The organism is Priestia sp. D51, from assembly GCF_053345675.1.
The window spans coordinates 233,953-250,102 of record NZ_JBLTIR010000003.1; the positions used below are offsets into that span (position 1 = coordinate 233,953).

Here is a 16,150-nt window from a genome sequence, read left to right on the forward strand (position 1 = left end):
TACAAATATTCTAACACGCAATTTCTCAACGTGGTAAAATTAAAATAAACTTCAATCAGCAGTAGGTGTTCCGCTATGATGCGCTTATCGATGCAAACGAAAATGACGGGGTTAATCTTTTTTATCGTGGTCTTTTCGTTGTTTTTAGCAAGTATTGTCGTGATTAATAATTTTGTGCAGTCAAAAGAAAATGATTTAGAGCAAAGGGCTTTGATCACTTCGAGAACAGTTGCTGAAATGCCTGAAATTCGAGAAAAAATTGAAAAAGATAGCAAGAACATTAATCAAATTGTAGAGCCGATTCGCATTATTCACGGTGCTTATTATGTAGTGGTGATGAATATGAATCACGAACGTTTGTCTCATCCTTTGCAAAGCATGATTGGGAAAATTTCTAAAGGAGAGGACGAGGGCCAGGCGTTTGCAGAACATACTTATACTGATAAAGCAAAAGGAGAAGGCGGGATGGTCATTCGTTCTTTTGTTCCCGTTGTAAACGATCAGCATGAACAAGTAGGAGTCGTTGTCTCAGGCTACCTTCTTCCGAAATTTACAGAGGTTATTTTAAGTTTGAAAAAAGAAATTTTTCTCATCTCAGGTCTCGCTCTTTTTTTTGGAGGATGGGGAGCGTGGGCTCTTGCATCTCGTATTAAAAAAGAGATGTTTGAGCTTGAGCCTCATGAAATTGCTCGTTTGTTTGTAGAACGAACGGAGACTTTTAATGCCATGCATGAAGGAGTCATTGCCATTGATAAAGAGGAGAACATCACTATTTTTAATCATAAAGCGAAAATTATGATGGATGTACCCGATGAGGTAATTGGGAAAAAGATCTATGATGTGATTCCAGATACAAGACTGCCAGAAATTCTGCAGCTTAATCAGCCTGTTTATAATCGAGAGCTTCAAGTTCGCAATTTAAATATTTTAAGCAATCGTGTGCCGATTAAGGTTAATAATCACACAGTCGGTGCGGTCGCTATTTTTCAAGACAGAACAGAAGTTAAAAAATTAGCTGAAGAGTTAACAGGGGTTAAATCATTTGTAAGCGCTCTTAGAGTTCAAAACCATGAATACATGAATAAACTTCATACCATTGCAGGGCTTATCCAACTTGGAAATAAAGACAAGGCTCTTCAGTATGTTTTTCAAGTGTCTGAACAGCAAGAAGAGCTCACCCAATTTCTTCATAAGCATATTAAAGATGAAAGTATATCGGGATTGCTGTTGAGCAAAGTCAGCCGTGCCAAAGAACTTGGAATTGAGTTAGCTATCGATCGCCACAGCGAGCTTCACTCATTTCCTCCTTACTTAGATCATCATGATTTTGTGATTATTATTGGTAACTTAATTGAGAACGCTTTTGATTCGTATCAACATATGGAGCGTCGTGAACGGAAGATCTATATAAGTATGGAGCAAAATGACGGCATTCTTTCTATACTAGTTGAAGATAACGGGTGTGGCATGAATGAGGATCAAGTAGAGAGAATCTTTGATGAAGGTTTTTCAACCAAAGCAAAGGAAACTAGAGGAATTGGTTTGCATTTAGTAAAACAAATTGTTGAAAAAGGAAACGGTCAGATCGAAGTAGAGTCAGAATTAGATGTTGGAACGACTTTTATCATTACATTCTTTTTATAGGGGGAGTGGGAAATGAATAAAAAAGAATGGACGGTGCTTCTCATAGAAGACGATCCTATGGTACAAGAAGTGAACCGCCAATTTATTGAACAAGTTGAAGGATTCATCGTTATCGCTGCAGCTTCGAATGGTTTAGAGGGGGTACAGCTTATTAAACAGCATCAGCCTGATTTAACGATTATTGATATGTATATGCCTAGTCAAGATGGCTTAACTACCTTACAGCAAATTCGAGCAAATGGCTATAAAACAGACGTGATAGCAGTTACGGCTGCAAGTGATATTGAAACCGTACGGAAAGTTCTTCAATACGGCGCGGTAGATTATATTATGAAACCGTTCAAGTTTGAACGAATGAAGCAAGCGCTTGAGCAGTATCGTTCGTTTCAAGTTAAAATAAGTCAAAAAGAACATATTACTCAGTCTGAATTAGATTCTATGCTGTTTCAGCAATTTGAAGAAAAAGCCGATTTGCTTCCAAAAGGGCTAAATGCGGTTACGCTAAGGAGGATACAACAATATCTTTGCGAACAAAATCATCCGATTTCTGCTGAAGAAGTTGCGGACGGCGTAGGAATTGCGCGTGTTACAGCAAGAAGGTATTTAGAGTTTTTAGAACAGGAAAACGAGCTGAAATTATCAGTTGAATACGGCAGAGTAGGGAGACCTATTAATCGCTATATGTTAAAAATAAATTAAATGATACAAAACAGCTTTTATTTGGAAAAGCTGTTTTTTTGCGTTAGAAAGTATATCTTTTTCTCTCCTAGAACAAATTAAGGTATACAGTTTTCGATATCCAAAGAATATTTCGTGCGGTCATTAATTCATAAAATGTCCCTGAAAAAGGATTAATGGCGGAAAAATTGGGGAATATGCACTTTGACATTTAATTTTAGCACAGGAAGGTTTTGAAACATGGACATATTTTTAGCCGTCTTACCAGCCATATTTTGGGGAAGCATTGTGCTTTTCAATGTGAAACTAGGCGGAGGACCTTATAGTCAAACGCTTGGAACCACATTGGGAGCTTTGATTTTCTCAATCGGTATTTATATTTTTGTACACCCTACGCTTACACCTTTAATCTTTGGGGTTGGAGTTGTATCCGGGTTATTTTGGGCAGTTGGACAAAGTAATCAGCTGAAAAGTATTGATTTAATTGGAGTTTCTAAAACGATGCCTATTTCAACGGGGCTTCAGTTAGTTTCCACTTCATTATTTGGAGTAATTGTGTTTCACGAGTGGTCTACAAAAACTTCAATCATTCTTGGTGTGCTCGCTCTTATCTTTATTATTGTAGGGATTGTTTTAGCATCACTTCAAAGCAAAGAAGAGAAAGAGGCTGAAGAAGGAAAAGGAAACTTCAAAAAAGGAATTGTTATTTTATTAATTTCAACCGTTGGTTATTTAGTTTATGTTGTAGTAGCCCGTCTATTTAATGTAGACGGATGGTCCGCTTTATTACCTCAAGCGATTGGTATGGTTATTGGAGGAGTATTGCTGACGTTTAAGCATAAGCCATTTAATAAATATGCAATTCGCAACATTATCCCAGGTCTTATTTGGGCCGCTGGTAATATGTTTTTATTCATCTCACAACCTAAAGTAGGCGTAGCGACAAGCTTTTCGCTTTCCCAAATGGGAATCGTCATTTCAACATTAGGCGGGATCATTATTTTAGGTGAGAAGAAAACGAAGCGTCAGCTAGTTGGGATTATTATTGGAATTATACTGATCATCATAGCAGGAGTCATGTTAGGGCTCGCCAAAAGCTAACTAGGAGGGTATTAACAATGTATAAAGATTTAGAAGGAAAAGTAGTGGTCATAACAGGTTCATCTACAGGTTTGGGAAAATCAATGGCGATTCGTTTTGCGACAGAAAAAGCTAAAGTAGTTGTGAATTATCGTTCTAAGGAAGAAGAAGCTAACAGCGTTTTAGAAGAAATTAAAAAAGTCGGTGGAGAGGCAATTGCCGTTAAAGGTGACGTAACAGTTGAGTCTGATGTAATCAATTTAGTTCAATCTGCAATTAAAGAATTTGGAAAGTTAGACGTTATGATTAATAACGCAGGACTAGAAAATCCGGTTTCATCTCATGAAATGTCTTTAAGCGATTGGAATAAAGTAATTGATACGAACTTAACGGGAGCTTTCTTAGGTAGCCGTGAAGCGATTAAATATTTTGTTGAAAATGATATTAAGGGAACAGTTATTAACATGTCGAGTGTTCACGAGAAAATTCCTTGGCCATTATTTGTTCATTACGCGGCAAGTAAAGGCGGTATGAAGCTTATGACTGAAACACTGGCATTAGAATACGCTCCAAAAGGTATTCGTGTAAATAACATTGGACCGGGAGCGATTAATACACCGATTAACGCTGAGAAATTTGCTGATCCTGAGCAGCGTGCAGATGTAGAAAGCATGATTCCAATGGGATACATCGGAGAGCCGGAAGAAATTGCAGCAGTTGCTGCATGGCTAGCTTCTTCAGAGGCGAGTTATGTAACAGGAATTACGCTCTTTGCTGACGGCGGTATGACACAGTACCCATCATTCCAAGCAGGACGCGGATAAGAAAAAACGCGCTCTATGATAGAGTGCGTTTTTTAGTTTTCCTGAGCTTTTTTTTGGTTCTTAGGAGCTGACTGGTGTTGAATGCGTAAGAAAAGCAAGATTAAAACGATAACGCCAGTGATGCTGTACATCCCAAGAATAAGGGGCTGCTGTGTATCTGTTCCGGAAGTAATGCCGTGATACAGTGCTAGCAAATAGCCTGGAAAAGCAAGAAAATGAATGGCTTTCCAGGCTTTTCTCCCAAGTTGTTTTATAAAGTCGGATGTAATAATTAGTACCAATAAAATGTAGAGTGAAATAGTACCAAGACCTGTGCTAATCGGTTTGTAATCGGAAGTGAACGGAATTAAAATGTCAGGAAGTGAAAAATGAACAGATTGATCAAATGATAAAACAAGTCCGTGAATCATGCCAAACAATAACCCAAACCACCCTGATGATTGATGGACCAGCAAAAGCTGTTTTTTTCGTTTTGGTTTAAAAAACGAAAAGCTGTGAGAAATGCCAGCGGCAACCGATACAAACATTAGTAAATAAGAAGTTAAGCCGGCTGCCCGAATGGTGTTCCATACGGGAAAATGAGCACTAAATTGCGCGAGGAGAGTAGCCATAATGGTATACCTGACCTTTCACATGTTTTTCGATTAGTACGTTGCCTTCTTTTGTAACCGCAATTACTTCTAAAGAAGGGTGATGCATTTTAGCTAACCTTAATCCAGCGTCCCAGCCGAGAATAAGTATGCACTTTGCATAGACTTCAGAAATGTTTAAGTCTTCTGAAACGACCGTTACTTGCAGAAGCTCTGATGAACTAGGCTTGCTGATTCTGCCGTCAATAATATGATGGTGAGTGTGTCCGTTCACTTTCCACGAACGCTTGCCTACACTGCTTGTGGCAATACCGCTGTTGCTTTTTACTTTAATGGTCGTGAGATTTTTTGATGCATCAAATGGATGAGAGAGAGAAATGGACCAGTGCTTGCTAGCGGGCCCCCACGTTACAATATCTCCGCCTCCATCGATTGCTCCAAGTGAAGTTCCTTTTTTCTTTAATTGATTCGCCATTTGCTGAATGCTCCAACCTTTTGCGATTCCTCCTAAATCCAGACCGATATTAGAAGCCAGCTGAATACTTCTCATTCCTTTATGAATCATAATAGGGTTAACAGCATCAAAAGCTGCTACTTCTTGAGGTAGCTGACTGTTAGGCAGTTGTTCAAAGCTTTGGTCATATCCTAGAGTTTGAATAGAATGATACAGGAATGGGTTGAAAATTCCGTTTGTCTCATTGTAATAGTAATAGGCTGCTTTTACAGCTTCATACAGCATTTTTGACGGTAGAAATAATCTTCCGTTCAGCGAATTAAGCTGTGAAAGCTCGCTTGTTGGAAGAAAGCGGCTTAGGGTTTCTTCTACAAGATAACACCAGCTCTCTACTTTTTGGCTGACAGGTGTTTCAAGCTGATATACATTAAATGTGGTATTCATCGCTTTAAATGAGTAGCTCATTTCATCACATCCTTAAGAAGGTCTTGTTTGCATAGAAGAATCATTATTGTTGCCCCAATTATCCTGACCACTTGTGGAATCATCATTTGACCACTGATCTTGCTGATTACTCGAATCATCGTCTGACCATTGATCACTTTGTTTGCTAGAACTGTCATTTGACCATTGATCTTGCCCGTTAGTTCCATTGTCCGTATTGGAGTCAGATCCTGAATCTGGAAATAGATCCGTCTCATCTTCCGTTTGAGTTTGCGATGAATTATTGGCGGATGTATCGTTATTTAGTGCTGTAGATGTTGAATTTGTTTGATCATATTTTTGAGAAAGCCCTACAAATGTTGTAAATGCAGCAACGCTCGATAAACCAACCATCCATTTTGTCCATTTATTAGCTGCCATTGATATGCTCCTTTTATCTTTCCTATTTTGCAACTGAACACTGAAGAAAAACTGAAGTGGAAGGTAACATACATCGTTCAATTGTTATAGTTCAATATAGACAGAAAAAATGAAAAAATAGTGAAATAGATGTAGGTCGGATTATTTTTGTGGGGGAATTCAGTGAATTATTAGATTAAAAAAAGGGTTGTTCTTTTTAGAACAACCTTTTTAATCACCGATAAATCTTACTAATCGATACGTAATAAACCGTTAACTGTACAAGAGAAAGAAGCAAAAGAACGGCAATGGGATAGAAGCTAAAAGAATTAGGTAACAGCGGATAAAAAGCGATTAAGATAGCGCCTATAGGAATAGAAAATAGGAGAAAAACAAAGGCTTTTTTACAAGCTTCTGCTGTTATCATCTTTTCACGTTCATCTTCCTCTGCAAATTCAAAAGGAAATAATAAAGGCGAAACGTTCTTCGTCTTTTTACGCGCTCGGTAGTAAAAAAAGGACACGATTAAAAGCACAATTAAAGAAGCGAAAGAGCCTATAGACATGGTAATTTCCCACGGGGGTTCAGGGTGGTTCATAACTTCACTAAATTGAATATTTAGGCTTAAAAAATCATATAAAAACCAACCTACGCATAGCAGAGACACTACATTCAACAAATAAGATTTAATAACATTACTCAACATTTTTCTCCTCCTTTTGAAGTGTAAAAACATCTTCCATTTTTAATTGAAAGACATCACAAATTGTTAAACCAAGTAGTAGGGAAGGAACGTAATTTCCCTTTTCAATAGCTGCAATGGTTTGGCGAGTGGCTCCAACTTTTTCAGCTAAATCTCCTTGCGTATATCCATGTTTAGCTCTAAGCTCTTTTACGTGATTAATAAGAATCAATATGATCACCCGCTGCCTTTTTAATAAATTTGTTAAGTTGATTTAACATTATGTAAAGTTAATTTAACATCAATTGGATGATTTTTCAATATATAATGGATAAAAAATACAAAAAAGATCCTAGAAGAATTCTTCAGGATCTTTTTTGTTAATAAATTTCTTTAATGCCGGACAAACGAATGGAAAAAATGTTTTGTTTTTCATCTCGTAGGGAGAGGGTTTGGTCGGTTAGGTTTAAATTTTGGATTTTTCCTTTGAAGGTTTGAAGCAGGCCATTTTCGTAATAATTCACGGTTACATGTTTGTTTTTCTTTAACGCTTTTAAAATCATTTATTCATCTCCTTTCATGTGTGCATCTGTTATGAAAAGAAAGCTGTGGCTTAAGCATAAGAATTTGGAGAATGCTCAAGGCAGAATTATTATTATACAGCAAGATGAGAATAGTTTGTAGATAAATTGTGAAAAAATGCACAAGTTTGCAGTGCGGGTGTTGCAACAGAATACAGTATATGAGGAGAGGAGGGGTTTTATGATAAAAAAGGTGATTTTAGTTTATTTATTTGTGGGTATTAGGTAAACTAGTAGATGAATTTAAAGAATCTATCTATAGTTGTGAAGGCTAGGATTTCATTTAATTTTCATTTTCTATGAGTATAATGATAAAGGTTTTCTATATGTTCTTTGTGAATCTACTCATAAACTAATCGAGAAAGGAAAATCAAAATGAAGCGAATCGTTTCTAAGCCGCTGCACTATTTCATATTAGCCGCTGTTTTAATGTGGATAAAGTCGTATGTGGCTTATAAAACTGAATTTAACTTAGGCGTAAGCGGCGTAATGCAGCAAATGCTGCTGTTTATAAACCCTGTAAGTTCAGTGCTGATTTTTTTAGGAATCGGCTTATTTTTTAAAGGAAAGAAAGCAGGAGCTTGGATTCTTGCAGGCAGTTTCATTATGACGCTGCTGTTGTACAGCAACATTCTCTATTATCGTTTTTTTAACGATTTTGTAACTCTTCCCACACTGTTGCAGACAAGTAATGCAGGAAGTATGGGCGGAAGCATTATGGATTTATTAAAAGCACATGATGTTTTTTATTTTGTTGATTTTATTATTTATCTTTTCTTCTTTTTTAGTAAAAAAATTGACTGGCATAATGAAAAAGTATCGGTTAAGAATGCTGTAACCATTCTTTCTTTAGGATTCATGGTTTTTTCTGTCAACTTAACATTAGCAGAAATTGATCGCCCGCAGCTTCTATCTCGAACTTTTGACCGCAATTATCTAGTAAAGTATTTAGGCGCCTATAATTATACGATGTATGACGGTGTTCAGACTGCTCAAAACTCTAAACAGCGAGCTTTTGCAAGCAGCAATGACTTAACGAACGTCGTTAATTTTAAAAACAGTCACTATGCGGAGCCTAATTCCGTTTACTTCGGAAAAGCTAAAGGGAAAAATATTATTAAAATTCATTTGGAATCATTTCAGTCTTTTTTAATTGATTACAAATTAAATGGCCAGGAAGTGACACCGTTCTTAAATTCGTTGGCCCATGGAAATGACTTTACGTATTTTGATAACTTCTTTCATCAAACAGGACAAGGAAAAACATCAGATGCTGAGCTGATGATGGACAACTCTCTATACGGCCTTCCTCAAGGTTCTGCCTTTGTACTAAAAGGGAGCAATACGTATCAGGCAGCACCAGCTATTTTAGATCAAAAAGCTGGCTATACGAGCGCTGTACTGCACGGAGACTATAAGACGTTTTGGAACCGTAACGAAATTTACAAGCAGTTCGGTGTGGATAAGTTTTTTGATGCAAGTTATTACAATATGACGGGTGAAAATAAAATTAATTATGGCTTAAAAGACAAACCGTTCTTTAAAGAATCTGTTCCAATGCTGCAGTCTTTACCACAGCCGTTTTATGCGCATTTAATTACGTTAACAAACCATTTTCCATTTTTACTTGGAAACAATGAGGCAAGCATACAGCCAGCTAACACGGGCGATGCGACAGTTGACCGCTATTTCCAAACGGCTCGTTATTTAGACGAATCATTGCAATCTTTCTTCCAAGAACTGAAAGCTTCTGGGCTTTATGATAATTCTGTGATTATGATTTATGGAGATCACTACGGTATTTCTGAAAATCATAATGCGGCAATGGAAAAAGTAATGGGAAAAGAAATTACACCTTATGAAAATGCTCAGCTGCAGCGTGTACCTCTATTCATTCACGTTCCTGGAGTAAAAGGCGGAGTTAATCATACGTACGGTGGAGAAATTGATGTTGTGCCAACTCTTCTTCATTTAGTAGGGATTGACAGCAAAGAGTTTATCCAATTTGGTACAGATTTATTTTCTAAAGGTCATGATGATGTAGTAGCGTTCCGCAATGGCAACTATGTATCTCCGAAATATACACTAGTGGATGGAACGTATTATGATTCTAAGACAGGTCAAGCGCTTAAAGAAAATAATCAAATGAAAGCTTATAAACAGAAGGTAGCGAAAGAACTGGAGTTATCTGATCAAGTGCTTTATGGAGACTTACTTCGTTTCCACAAGCTAAAGGATTTCCAAACAGTCGACCCTTCGAAATATATGTACGGGAAAGAAGAAACAGAAACATCAGCTAAATAAAGCTAAAATCAAAAGAACATGATGACTTCTGCAAAGCAGAATGAGCATCATGTTCTTTTTTACTGTAAACTATTCATCAATAAATTTCTTTAATTCCCGATAAGCGAATAGAGAAAGTATTTTGCTGTTCATCTTTTAATGAAAGCGTTTGGTCTGTTAAATCTAGGCGCTGTACTTTTCCTTTAAACGTTTGAAGCAAACCGTTTTTATAATAGTTAATTGTAACGGCCCCGTTTTTTCTTAATGCTTTTAAAATCATTTTCAAAACTCCTTCCATATTTAAAATGTGTATGATTAACGAGCTGTAACATTCATTTTCATTTGCATATTTTTATTATACACAAAAATAGAAAGCGTTTTCACTGAAAGTTTGAACACTTTGTGAAAACTTTAACAGAGAATGTGACAAATAAATACAGAAACTGATTTATTTGTCGTATTCATCATAAAACACATTTATGAAAGGAGTGTTAAGAACGTGTTAAAACTTTATGGATGGAAAAATATTATAAGATGTCGTTTGAAATGTCGTAGTGAATCCATTCACCGTTCGTTACATTTCCTCCCATTTTTCTGTAAAGCGTTTGAGCTCTTGTATTATCGTAAGCCGTTTCCCAAGACATGGCTGCATACTGATGTTCTTTTGTATACTGGTGACTAATCGAAAATAACTTTTCCCCAATTTTTTGACCTCTTGCTTTTTCAGTAACGTACAAGTCATTTAAAATTGCTACAGGCTTTACACGCGTGGTGCTAAATGTAAAATAAAGCGTTGAAAAACCTACTGCCTCGTCATTTTGAGTCGCGATAAACTGAACGCCAGTATCGGGACGTTGAAACAAGTGATCAATTAAATTTCTCAGCTGTTTTTTGGCAGGCTGAGGGCGCTTGTAAAAATCAACAATGTATTCGTTCATTAATGAAATAAGTGCTTCCATGTCAGCAGCATTAGCTTGACGAATTGTAATAGTAGTCATTAAATCTTCTCCTTTTTAATTAGATGATCTACACTTATAGTAAAAGAAATGTATCCCCTCTAAAAGAGCCAGATTTGAAAAATAAAACAGGGACAGATGAAAGGAGCTAGCGTGAAGTTCACACCTTTATTAAACCGAAGGAATGATATGCCTTTATATCACCAGCTATATGAATATATAAAAAAAGAAATTGTATCCGGCAGGGTGAAAGTAAATGACAAACTGCCTTCTATCCGTTCTCTTGCTGATTACTTAAACGTAAGTCGAAATACTGTAGATATGGCCTATCAGCAGCTTTTAGCTGAAGGATATGTAGAAAGCAAGCCCAAAAGTGGACTGTACGTAACGAATACACAGTTTGATTTACTGCAAACAGATAAAAAGCCGACTGTATTTTTACACCCTCAGAGAGAAACAAAGTCGTGTACCTATGATTTTCGATATGGAAAAGTTGATAGCCGTTTGTTTCCCTTGAATGAGTGGAAAAAACGATACAATGAAAGTCTTCAAACTTATAAAGAAGCGCTGTTCACGTACCAAGAAACTCAAGGAGAAGAATCACTGCGAGAAGAAATTGCGACGTACCTTTATCAGTCAAGAGGAGTGGTTTGTTCGAAACATCAAATTATTATCGGAACGGGTACTCAGCAATCACTCAGTTTGCTAGCGCAGATGTTAAAGCCAAGCATCAGAGATATTGCCTTTGAAAATCCTTGCTATGACGGGGCTGGCTTTGTATTTAAGCAGCATGGATTCTCCTTAAAACCTGTGTCGCTTAATAACAGAGGCATAAACATCCAAGAGCTTTATGATAGCCAAGCACGCGCTGTTTATGTCACACCATCTCATCAGTTTCCATACGGAATGATCATGCCTGTTTCAAGAAGAATAGAGCTTCTTACATGGGCGAATGACTGCAATGGATTTGTTATTGAAGATGATTATGACGGAGAATTTCGTTATAAAGGAAGTCCCATTCCTTCATTGCAAAGCTTGGATACTAAAGGGCGCGTCATTTATACAGGGACATTTTCAAAATCTTTTATGCCTTCTTTAAGAATCAGCTACCTTGTATTACCGGAAGTGCTTCTAAAGGAATATCATGAACGTTTCTCTTTATACGAGCAAGCTGTTCCAGCCCTTCATCAGTGGACGCTCGGACTGATGATGAAAAACGGAGAGTGGAGTAAGCATTTAAGAAGAGTGAGAACTGCTTATCAAATCAAACACAGTACTCTTTTAGCAGCTTTACAGAAGGAGTTTAACGAAAACATCACGGTGTCAGGTGAATATGCAGGTTTGCATATACTTGTCCGCGTGCACAACGATATGAACGAACAGCAGTTAATTAACGCAGCTCGAAAGCAAGATGTCTCTGTCTACGGTACTTCTCGTTATTGGCTTACCGAATCACCTCAACAAAAGACTCATCTATTATTAGGTTTTGGAAGTTTGGAGAGAGAAGAAATAGAAGAAGGAATAAGGCGGTTGAAAAATGCTTGGTTATAAGCCTCTCCTCATTTCTTTGGTTTCTTGACAAAAGTTGCCTAGTCCTTTAGACTTTTTTGCATATATTTTAAATTATCTGAAAGGAGGATAGGGTAATCGAAGCTAACTGCTAGTGGACAACCCTAGATCAAACAATGAATCCTATCCAACAAATTTTACATACATTTCCTGTGATTGTACTAGATGGTGCAATGGCAACTGAACTGGAGAGATATGGCTGTGATTTGAACGACAGCTTATGGTCTGCAAAAGTGCTTATGGAGCAGCCGGAATTGATTAAGAGAGTGCATCAAGATTACTTTGCAGCAGGAGCTGACTGTGCAATTACTGCAAGCTATCAAAGCACGTTTGAAGGTTTTGCAAAACGTGGTTTAAGTGAAGCAGAGGCGCGCGAGTTAATTCAAGCATCTGTAAAAATTGCGGCTGAAGCAAGAGATGAATTTTGGCAGCAAGAAGAGAATTGTCTTAATCGCCCAAAACCAATTGTCGCCGCTTCGGTAGGTCCTTACGGAGCATTTTTAGCAAACGGGTCGGAATATACTGGACAGTATGACGTAACAGAAGAAGAGTTAATGGAATTTCATCGTCCTCGTATGAAAGCATTAATTGAAGCAGGAGCAGATGTGTTAGCTTGTGAAACCATTCCTAATCTAATGGAAGCAAGAGCCATTGCGAGGCTGCTAGAAGAATTTGAAGGAGCGTACGCATGGATTACGTTCAGCGCAAAAGATGACCTGCACATTAGCAGCGGAACATTAATCTCGGAGTGTGCACGCTATCTGGATTCCTATAAGCAAGTAGCAGCTATTGGAGTTAACTGTACGCCGCCTCAATATATTTCTTCACTTATTAAAGAAATTAAATCTCAAACGGATAAGCCAGTCATTGTGTATCCAAATTCAGGAGAGCATTATGATGCTGAATCTAAAACATGGAACGGGACATCTGCAGGCGAAACGTATGGCTGCAGCGCTCACAGCTGGTATGAAGCAGGTGCTCAGTTAATCGGAGGGTGCTGTCGCACAACTCCAGATGATATCAAAGGCATTACAAAATGGGCTAGAAAATAACGGATTGAAAAAAAGAGAATGTGAGAAAAGCTGTTTCGCTAACCTTAAACACGAACGATCTATCAAAAATAGATAGTTCGTGTTTTTTTATGGTCATGGTGAACGTAGGTTTCGTGTGCGCAGTTCCTTCTAGCTGTTGGCTGGAGGGCAAGGCGAAGACTCTCGCGGAAAGCGGAGCCTTGCACGGAAATCCACAGAGGTGTCATAAGCAGTCCAGCTCATTTATTCCCTTTTTCCATCTTTAGATTGAATTCATTTTGTTATGTCTCAATTTCTTTTTTCTTGTAAAATAAAAGAATACAAGTTGAAAAATCTTTATTTGAACGAAAGAAGGGATGATGAAAATGAAAGATATTAAAAATATTTATTGTGTGGGCCGAAACTACGCACTGCATGCAAAAGAATTACATAATGATATTCCAACATCACCTTTTTTATTTTCCAAACCTACTCACGCTCTTGTTGAAGCAGCTGGACAATCAATCACTCTTCCTCGCGACCAAGGAGAGGTGCACTTTGAAACCGAACTGATTCTTCATATTGGACAATCTTACAAAGAAGGCATAACAGTGGATGAACTTGTTGACGAGATGACGATTGGATTAGATTTGACGCTTCGGGATGTGCAGAGCGAATTAAAACAAAAAAAGCACCCTTGGCTGCTTGCAAAAGGATTCAAACATTCAGCGGTCGTGGGAAACTTTATTCCGTTTGAAGGAGTAGAAGCATCTAAGCAGAAAGACTTTTCGTTAGTGAAAAACAATGAACGCGTTCAGCTGGGAAATATCAAAGATTTGATTTTTGACTTACAAACGATTATTGATTTTACAGGAAAACATTTTGGTCTTGATAAAGGAGATCTTATTTTTACAGGTACACCTGAAGGAGTAGGTCCGCTTTCACATCAGGATCATCTTTCACTTAAATGGGGACAGCAAGAGCTTGGTTCTTGCATCGTTTCCCTTCGTTAACAAAAAGAGCTTGAAACAAAGGTAGTTTAGTTGAAGGAAGATCCGAACGGTGAATCGAGATTCTTGATAGAGAATCCAACTCGTTCGGATTTTTTATTGTGATGGCGAATGTAGGGTTCACGTATTTCGTTGTTTCTAGAGGTTGATTGGAGGGCGAGACGAAGACTCCTGCGGGAAAAGCGGAACAGGTAAGACCCCGCAGGAGCGGAAGCGACGAGGAGGCTCACCGGCCGCCCGCGGAAAGCGAAGTCTTGCACGGAAATCAACACAGGTGTAACAGGCGGTTCGCCTTATTTATCTCATTTGTTCGTATTTAGATTGGCTTGACTTCGTTATGTCTCCATCTCTTTTTTTATGAAGTCTTAATTTTTTAGCCTTCAGAATGAATTTAATATCCAATGGGAAAGCTGTTTCTATCTCCTTTAGAAAACGAGGTCCTCAGCATGGTGCTCTTAATCTTTACAACGGTGATTTCTATTTTGAGTGTACTAGTCATGCCAAAACGTATCAGCTGGATAGAAATGTACACAACTTCTTTGTTTGTTATGTTTTTAGGATCGGTAGCAGATATATATCTTGATGTTAAATATAATCTTTATGGCTTTTTTAAAACAGGAGTAGATTTTGAATATCTTTTAGTCTTTATTTTTATTTATCCTGCGACGAATAGTGTATTTTTAAATTTTTATCCTAGGAGCAAGAGTTTGGCTAAAAAAGCTTTATACATTACAGTGTGGGTAATTCTTACAACACTGTTTGAATACATTTCTGCCCAAACAGAAGTGTTTTATTATAACGAATGGAAGACGCTATACTCGTTTTTTTGCTATCCTTTTCTTTATATAGCAATGGCTTTAAATTTAAAAATGATACGCAGGCTCCAGGTTATCGATAAGCAAAAATAGAAATAAAAAAAAGTAATGATAAATCATAAAAAAATGATATTTTATTAATGGCTACATATGTAATATAGTAAAAATAGAAAATAAACGAGGCAGCATATAAGCAGGGTTAAAAAACATCAAAACGGGAATCTTGACATTAACTTCATGTTTTTAACCATGTATTGTGAATGAATATACTTAATGCTAAATAATATGTTGTAGAAGGAATTTAGTAAAGGAGGCAAGAAGATGTTTAAGCGTAGTGAAAAAATCCAAATTCATGGCGTAACGTTTCATGGAGTCATGAGTGCGAAGCAAAAAGCGGCCCTGCACGAAATTGCTAATGTAACAGACGAAAAAGACTGGGATGGGCTAAAAGGTGTGTACTGCTTAGGCAGTGTAAAGGTGCAAGGAAAAGATGTGTTAGGTGTGTACTATGGCCAATTTAATGATAACCTTCCAAAGGAGAAGCGCAAACTTCAGTTTGAAATTGACTATATTAAATATACAGTAACGGAATGTCCCATTGTCTTTATCGATACAACAAAAAACAAAAAGCCTCATCAATTTGCTTTTATCATTCTGCATGAATTAGGCCATCATGTGGATCGTATGACAAATGGAACGCTTTTAAAAGAAGGAAATAGAACGCAAGAAATGTTTGCTAATACGTATGCCTTAGAAAAATATTCAAAAATAGAAAAGTTCCAAACAAAGAAGTTAAAAAAGATTCCATTTTTAGAGGAATCTCTTACTCAGTGGAATAAAACTCCTCATCCTGGAGCGTATTCTCTTAGAGTTCAAATTGAATAATTCACGAGAATAGTTCCTCTCTCTCCGTTTTTTATTTTCCTACCTTTTTCCTCTTCCTGTCTTTTATCCTCCCAATGAACAAAAAGGATTTAATTACCCATAAAGTTTTAAAAGTTTTTATAGTACGAATTATTTACACTATACCCTCCTGTAAATTATGATTATTTTAAGAAAAAACAGAAAATTTTAAAGTTTTAAGGTACAACTTAATAGTGAACAAGCGATGTTGTAATCGTATAGACGAAC

At 37.2% G+C, this 16,150-nt stretch carries 19 protein-coding genes; 11 read left to right on the forward strand and 8 right to left on the reverse strand.

The features are described 5' to 3' along the window. Positions 1 to 75 precede the first annotated feature (75 nt). From ACNHOZ_RS13135 to gdh, 4 genes are all read left to right on the forward strand, one after another. Complete coding sequence (locus ACNHOZ_RS13135) at positions 76 to 1,644, forward strand: ATP-binding protein (protein WP_048020072.1); 1,569 nt, start codon at positions 76 to 78, stop codon at positions 1,642 to 1,644. 12 nt (positions 1,645 to 1,656) lie between these two features. Next, positions 1,657 to 2,343, forward strand: coding sequence for a response regulator (locus tag ACNHOZ_RS13140; RefSeq protein WP_048020073.1), 687 nt, complete (start codon positions 1,657 to 1,659; stop codon positions 2,341 to 2,343). Positions 2,344 to 2,562: 219 nt separating this feature from the next. Next, entirely contained in the window at positions 2,563 to 3,423 is an 861-nt protein-coding gene (locus ACNHOZ_RS13145; protein ID WP_028407570.1) for a RhaT/GlcU family sugar-proton symporter, read from the forward strand. A gap of 17 nt (positions 3,424 to 3,440) precedes the next feature. Then, on the forward strand, positions 3,441 to 4,226 hold the full coding sequence (gene gdh, locus ACNHOZ_RS13150; protein WP_048020074.1) for a glucose 1-dehydrogenase: 786 nt from the start codon (positions 3,441 to 3,443) through the stop codon (positions 4,224 to 4,226). A gap of 32 nt (positions 4,227 to 4,258) precedes the next feature. Here gdh and ACNHOZ_RS13155 read toward each other — a convergent pair whose 3' ends face one another. The 6 genes from ACNHOZ_RS13155 to ACNHOZ_RS13180 form a co-directional block, all read right to left on the reverse strand. Beyond that, a complete protein-coding gene (locus ACNHOZ_RS13155; RefSeq protein WP_048020075.1) occupies positions 4,259 to 4,837 on the reverse strand; it encodes a ferric reductase-like transmembrane domain-containing protein in 579 nt (192 codons plus the stop codon). Then, positions 4,812 to 5,735, reverse strand: a complete 924-nt coding sequence (locus ACNHOZ_RS13160; protein WP_048020076.1) for an FAD:protein FMN transferase — start codon at positions 5,733 to 5,735, stop codon at positions 4,812 to 4,814. Before ACNHOZ_RS13160 ends, ACNHOZ_RS13155 begins: the two co-directional genes overlap by 26 nt. Before the next feature lie 12 nt (positions 5,736 to 5,747). Further along, complete coding sequence (locus ACNHOZ_RS13165; protein ID WP_048020077.1) at positions 5,748 to 6,134, reverse strand: hypothetical protein; 387 nt, start codon at positions 6,132 to 6,134, stop codon at positions 5,748 to 5,750. Between the two features lie 214 nt (positions 6,135 to 6,348). Continuing rightward, complete coding sequence (locus tag ACNHOZ_RS13170) at positions 6,349 to 6,819, reverse strand: hypothetical protein (protein ID WP_033578130.1); 471 nt, start codon at positions 6,817 to 6,819, stop codon at positions 6,349 to 6,351. Continuing rightward, on the reverse strand, positions 6,809 to 7,027 hold the full coding sequence (locus tag ACNHOZ_RS13175) for a helix-turn-helix transcriptional regulator (RefSeq protein WP_048020078.1): 219 nt from the start codon (positions 7,025 to 7,027) through the stop codon (positions 6,809 to 6,811). Before ACNHOZ_RS13175 ends, ACNHOZ_RS13170 begins: the two co-directional genes overlap by 11 nt. A gap of 148 nt (positions 7,028 to 7,175) precedes the next feature. Next, on the reverse strand, positions 7,176 to 7,358 hold the full coding sequence (locus ACNHOZ_RS13180) for a YolD-like family protein (protein ID WP_013081871.1): 183 nt from the start codon (positions 7,356 to 7,358) through the stop codon (positions 7,176 to 7,178). A 393-nt stretch (positions 7,359 to 7,751) separates the two neighbouring features. On the opposite strand from ACNHOZ_RS13180, the gene ACNHOZ_RS13185 reads away from it, so the two are divergent. After that, positions 7,752 to 9,680: an LTA synthase family protein gene (locus tag ACNHOZ_RS13185; protein WP_033578131.1), complete on the forward strand. Its 1,929-nt coding sequence runs from the start codon at positions 7,752 to 7,754 to the stop codon at positions 9,678 to 9,680. A 76-nt stretch (positions 9,681 to 9,756) separates the two neighbouring features. Here ACNHOZ_RS13185 and ACNHOZ_RS13190 read toward each other — a convergent pair whose 3' ends face one another. Beyond that, positions 9,757 to 9,957 carry a YolD-like family protein gene (locus ACNHOZ_RS13190; RefSeq protein ID WP_074893948.1) on the reverse strand — a complete coding sequence of 67 codons (201 nt, stop codon included), beginning with the start codon at positions 9,955 to 9,957 and terminating at the stop codon, positions 9,757 to 9,759. A gap of 229 nt (positions 9,958 to 10,186) precedes the next feature. Further along, positions 10,187 to 10,657: a GNAT family N-acetyltransferase gene (locus tag ACNHOZ_RS13195; protein WP_028412118.1), complete on the reverse strand. Its 471-nt coding sequence runs from the start codon at positions 10,655 to 10,657 to the stop codon at positions 10,187 to 10,189. A 111-nt stretch (positions 10,658 to 10,768) separates the two neighbouring features. Between ACNHOZ_RS13195 and pdxR the strand changes: the two genes are divergently transcribed. The 6 genes from pdxR to ACNHOZ_RS13225 all read left to right on the forward strand — a co-directional run bounded on the left by pdxR (position 10,769) and on the right by ACNHOZ_RS13225 (position 15,904). Further along, positions 10,769 to 12,166: a MocR-like pyridoxine biosynthesis transcription factor PdxR gene (gene pdxR / locus ACNHOZ_RS13200; RefSeq protein WP_048020079.1), complete on the forward strand. Its 1,398-nt coding sequence runs from the start codon at positions 10,769 to 10,771 to the stop codon at positions 12,164 to 12,166. A 134-nt stretch (positions 12,167 to 12,300) separates the two neighbouring features. After that, positions 12,301 to 13,236, forward strand: coding sequence for a homocysteine S-methyltransferase (gene mmuM, locus ACNHOZ_RS13205; protein WP_033578133.1), 936 nt, complete (start codon positions 12,301 to 12,303; stop codon positions 13,234 to 13,236). Between the two features lie 338 nt (positions 13,237 to 13,574). After that, positions 13,575 to 14,207, forward strand: a complete 633-nt coding sequence (locus ACNHOZ_RS13210) for a fumarylacetoacetate hydrolase family protein (protein ID WP_080968631.1) — start codon at positions 13,575 to 13,577, stop codon at positions 14,205 to 14,207. A gap of 142 nt (positions 14,208 to 14,349) precedes the next feature. Next, complete coding sequence (locus ACNHOZ_RS13215) at positions 14,350 to 14,484, forward strand: hypothetical protein (protein WP_255899338.1); 135 nt, start codon at positions 14,350 to 14,352, stop codon at positions 14,482 to 14,484. A 217-nt stretch (positions 14,485 to 14,701) separates the two neighbouring features. Next, on the forward strand, positions 14,702 to 15,112 hold the full coding sequence (locus ACNHOZ_RS13220; protein ID WP_155404467.1) for a CBO0543 family protein: 411 nt from the start codon (positions 14,702 to 14,704) through the stop codon (positions 15,110 to 15,112). Between the two features lie 228 nt (positions 15,113 to 15,340). Continuing rightward, complete coding sequence (locus ACNHOZ_RS13225; protein WP_028412123.1) at positions 15,341 to 15,904, forward strand: ImmA/IrrE family metallo-endopeptidase; 564 nt, start codon at positions 15,341 to 15,343, stop codon at positions 15,902 to 15,904. Positions 15,905 to 16,150: the final 246 nt, after the last annotated feature.

What these genes read in the sequence shown, in the direction of transcription:
- ACNHOZ_RS13135 (WP_048020072.1), top strand. Translation starts at nt 76, where the DNA reads ATGATGCGCTTATCGATGCAAACGAAAATGACGGGGTTAATCTTTTTT.
- ACNHOZ_RS13140 (WP_048020073.1), top strand. Translation starts at nt 1,657, where the DNA reads ATGAATAAAAAAGAATGGACGGTGCTTCTCATAGAAGACGATCCTATG.
- ACNHOZ_RS13145 (WP_028407570.1), top strand. Translation starts at nt 2,563, where the DNA reads ATGGACATATTTTTAGCCGTCTTACCAGCCATATTTTGGGGAAGCATT.
- gdh (WP_048020074.1), top strand. Translation starts at nt 3,441, where the DNA reads ATGTATAAAGATTTAGAAGGAAAAGTAGTGGTCATAACAGGTTCATCT.
- ACNHOZ_RS13155 (WP_048020075.1), bottom strand. Translation starts at nt 4,837, where the DNA reads ATGGCTACTCTCCTCGCGCAATTTAGTGCTCATTTTCCCGTATGGAAC.
- ACNHOZ_RS13160 (WP_048020076.1), bottom strand. Translation starts at nt 5,735, where the DNA reads ATGAGCTACTCATTTAAAGCGATGAATACCACATTTAATGTATATCAG.
- ACNHOZ_RS13165 (WP_048020077.1), bottom strand. Translation starts at nt 6,134, where the DNA reads ATGGCAGCTAATAAATGGACAAAATGGATGGTTGGTTTATCGAGCGTT.
- ACNHOZ_RS13170 (WP_033578130.1), bottom strand. Translation starts at nt 6,819, where the DNA reads ATGTTGAGTAATGTTATTAAATCTTATTTGTTGAATGTAGTGTCTCTG.
- ACNHOZ_RS13180 (WP_013081871.1), bottom strand. Translation starts at nt 7,358, where the DNA reads ATGATTTTAAAAGCGTTAAAGAAAAACAAACATGTAACCGTGAATTAT.
- ACNHOZ_RS13185 (WP_033578131.1), top strand. Translation starts at nt 7,752, where the DNA reads ATGAAGCGAATCGTTTCTAAGCCGCTGCACTATTTCATATTAGCCGCT.
- ACNHOZ_RS13190 (WP_074893948.1), bottom strand. Translation starts at nt 9,957, where the DNA reads ATGGAAGGAGTTTTGAAAATGATTTTAAAAGCATTAAGAAAAAACGGG.
- ACNHOZ_RS13195 (WP_028412118.1), bottom strand. Translation starts at nt 10,657, where the DNA reads ATGACTACTATTACAATTCGTCAAGCTAATGCTGCTGACATGGAAGCA.
- mmuM (WP_033578133.1), top strand. Translation starts at nt 12,301, where the DNA reads ATGAATCCTATCCAACAAATTTTACATACATTTCCTGTGATTGTACTA.
- ACNHOZ_RS13210 (WP_080968631.1), top strand. Translation starts at nt 13,575, where the DNA reads ATGAAAATGAAAGATATTAAAAATATTTATTGTGTGGGCCGAAACTAC.
- ACNHOZ_RS13220 (WP_155404467.1), top strand. Translation starts at nt 14,702, where the DNA reads ATGCCAAAACGTATCAGCTGGATAGAAATGTACACAACTTCTTTGTTT.
- ACNHOZ_RS13225 (WP_028412123.1), top strand. Translation starts at nt 15,341, where the DNA reads ATGTTTAAGCGTAGTGAAAAAATCCAAATTCATGGCGTAACGTTTCAT.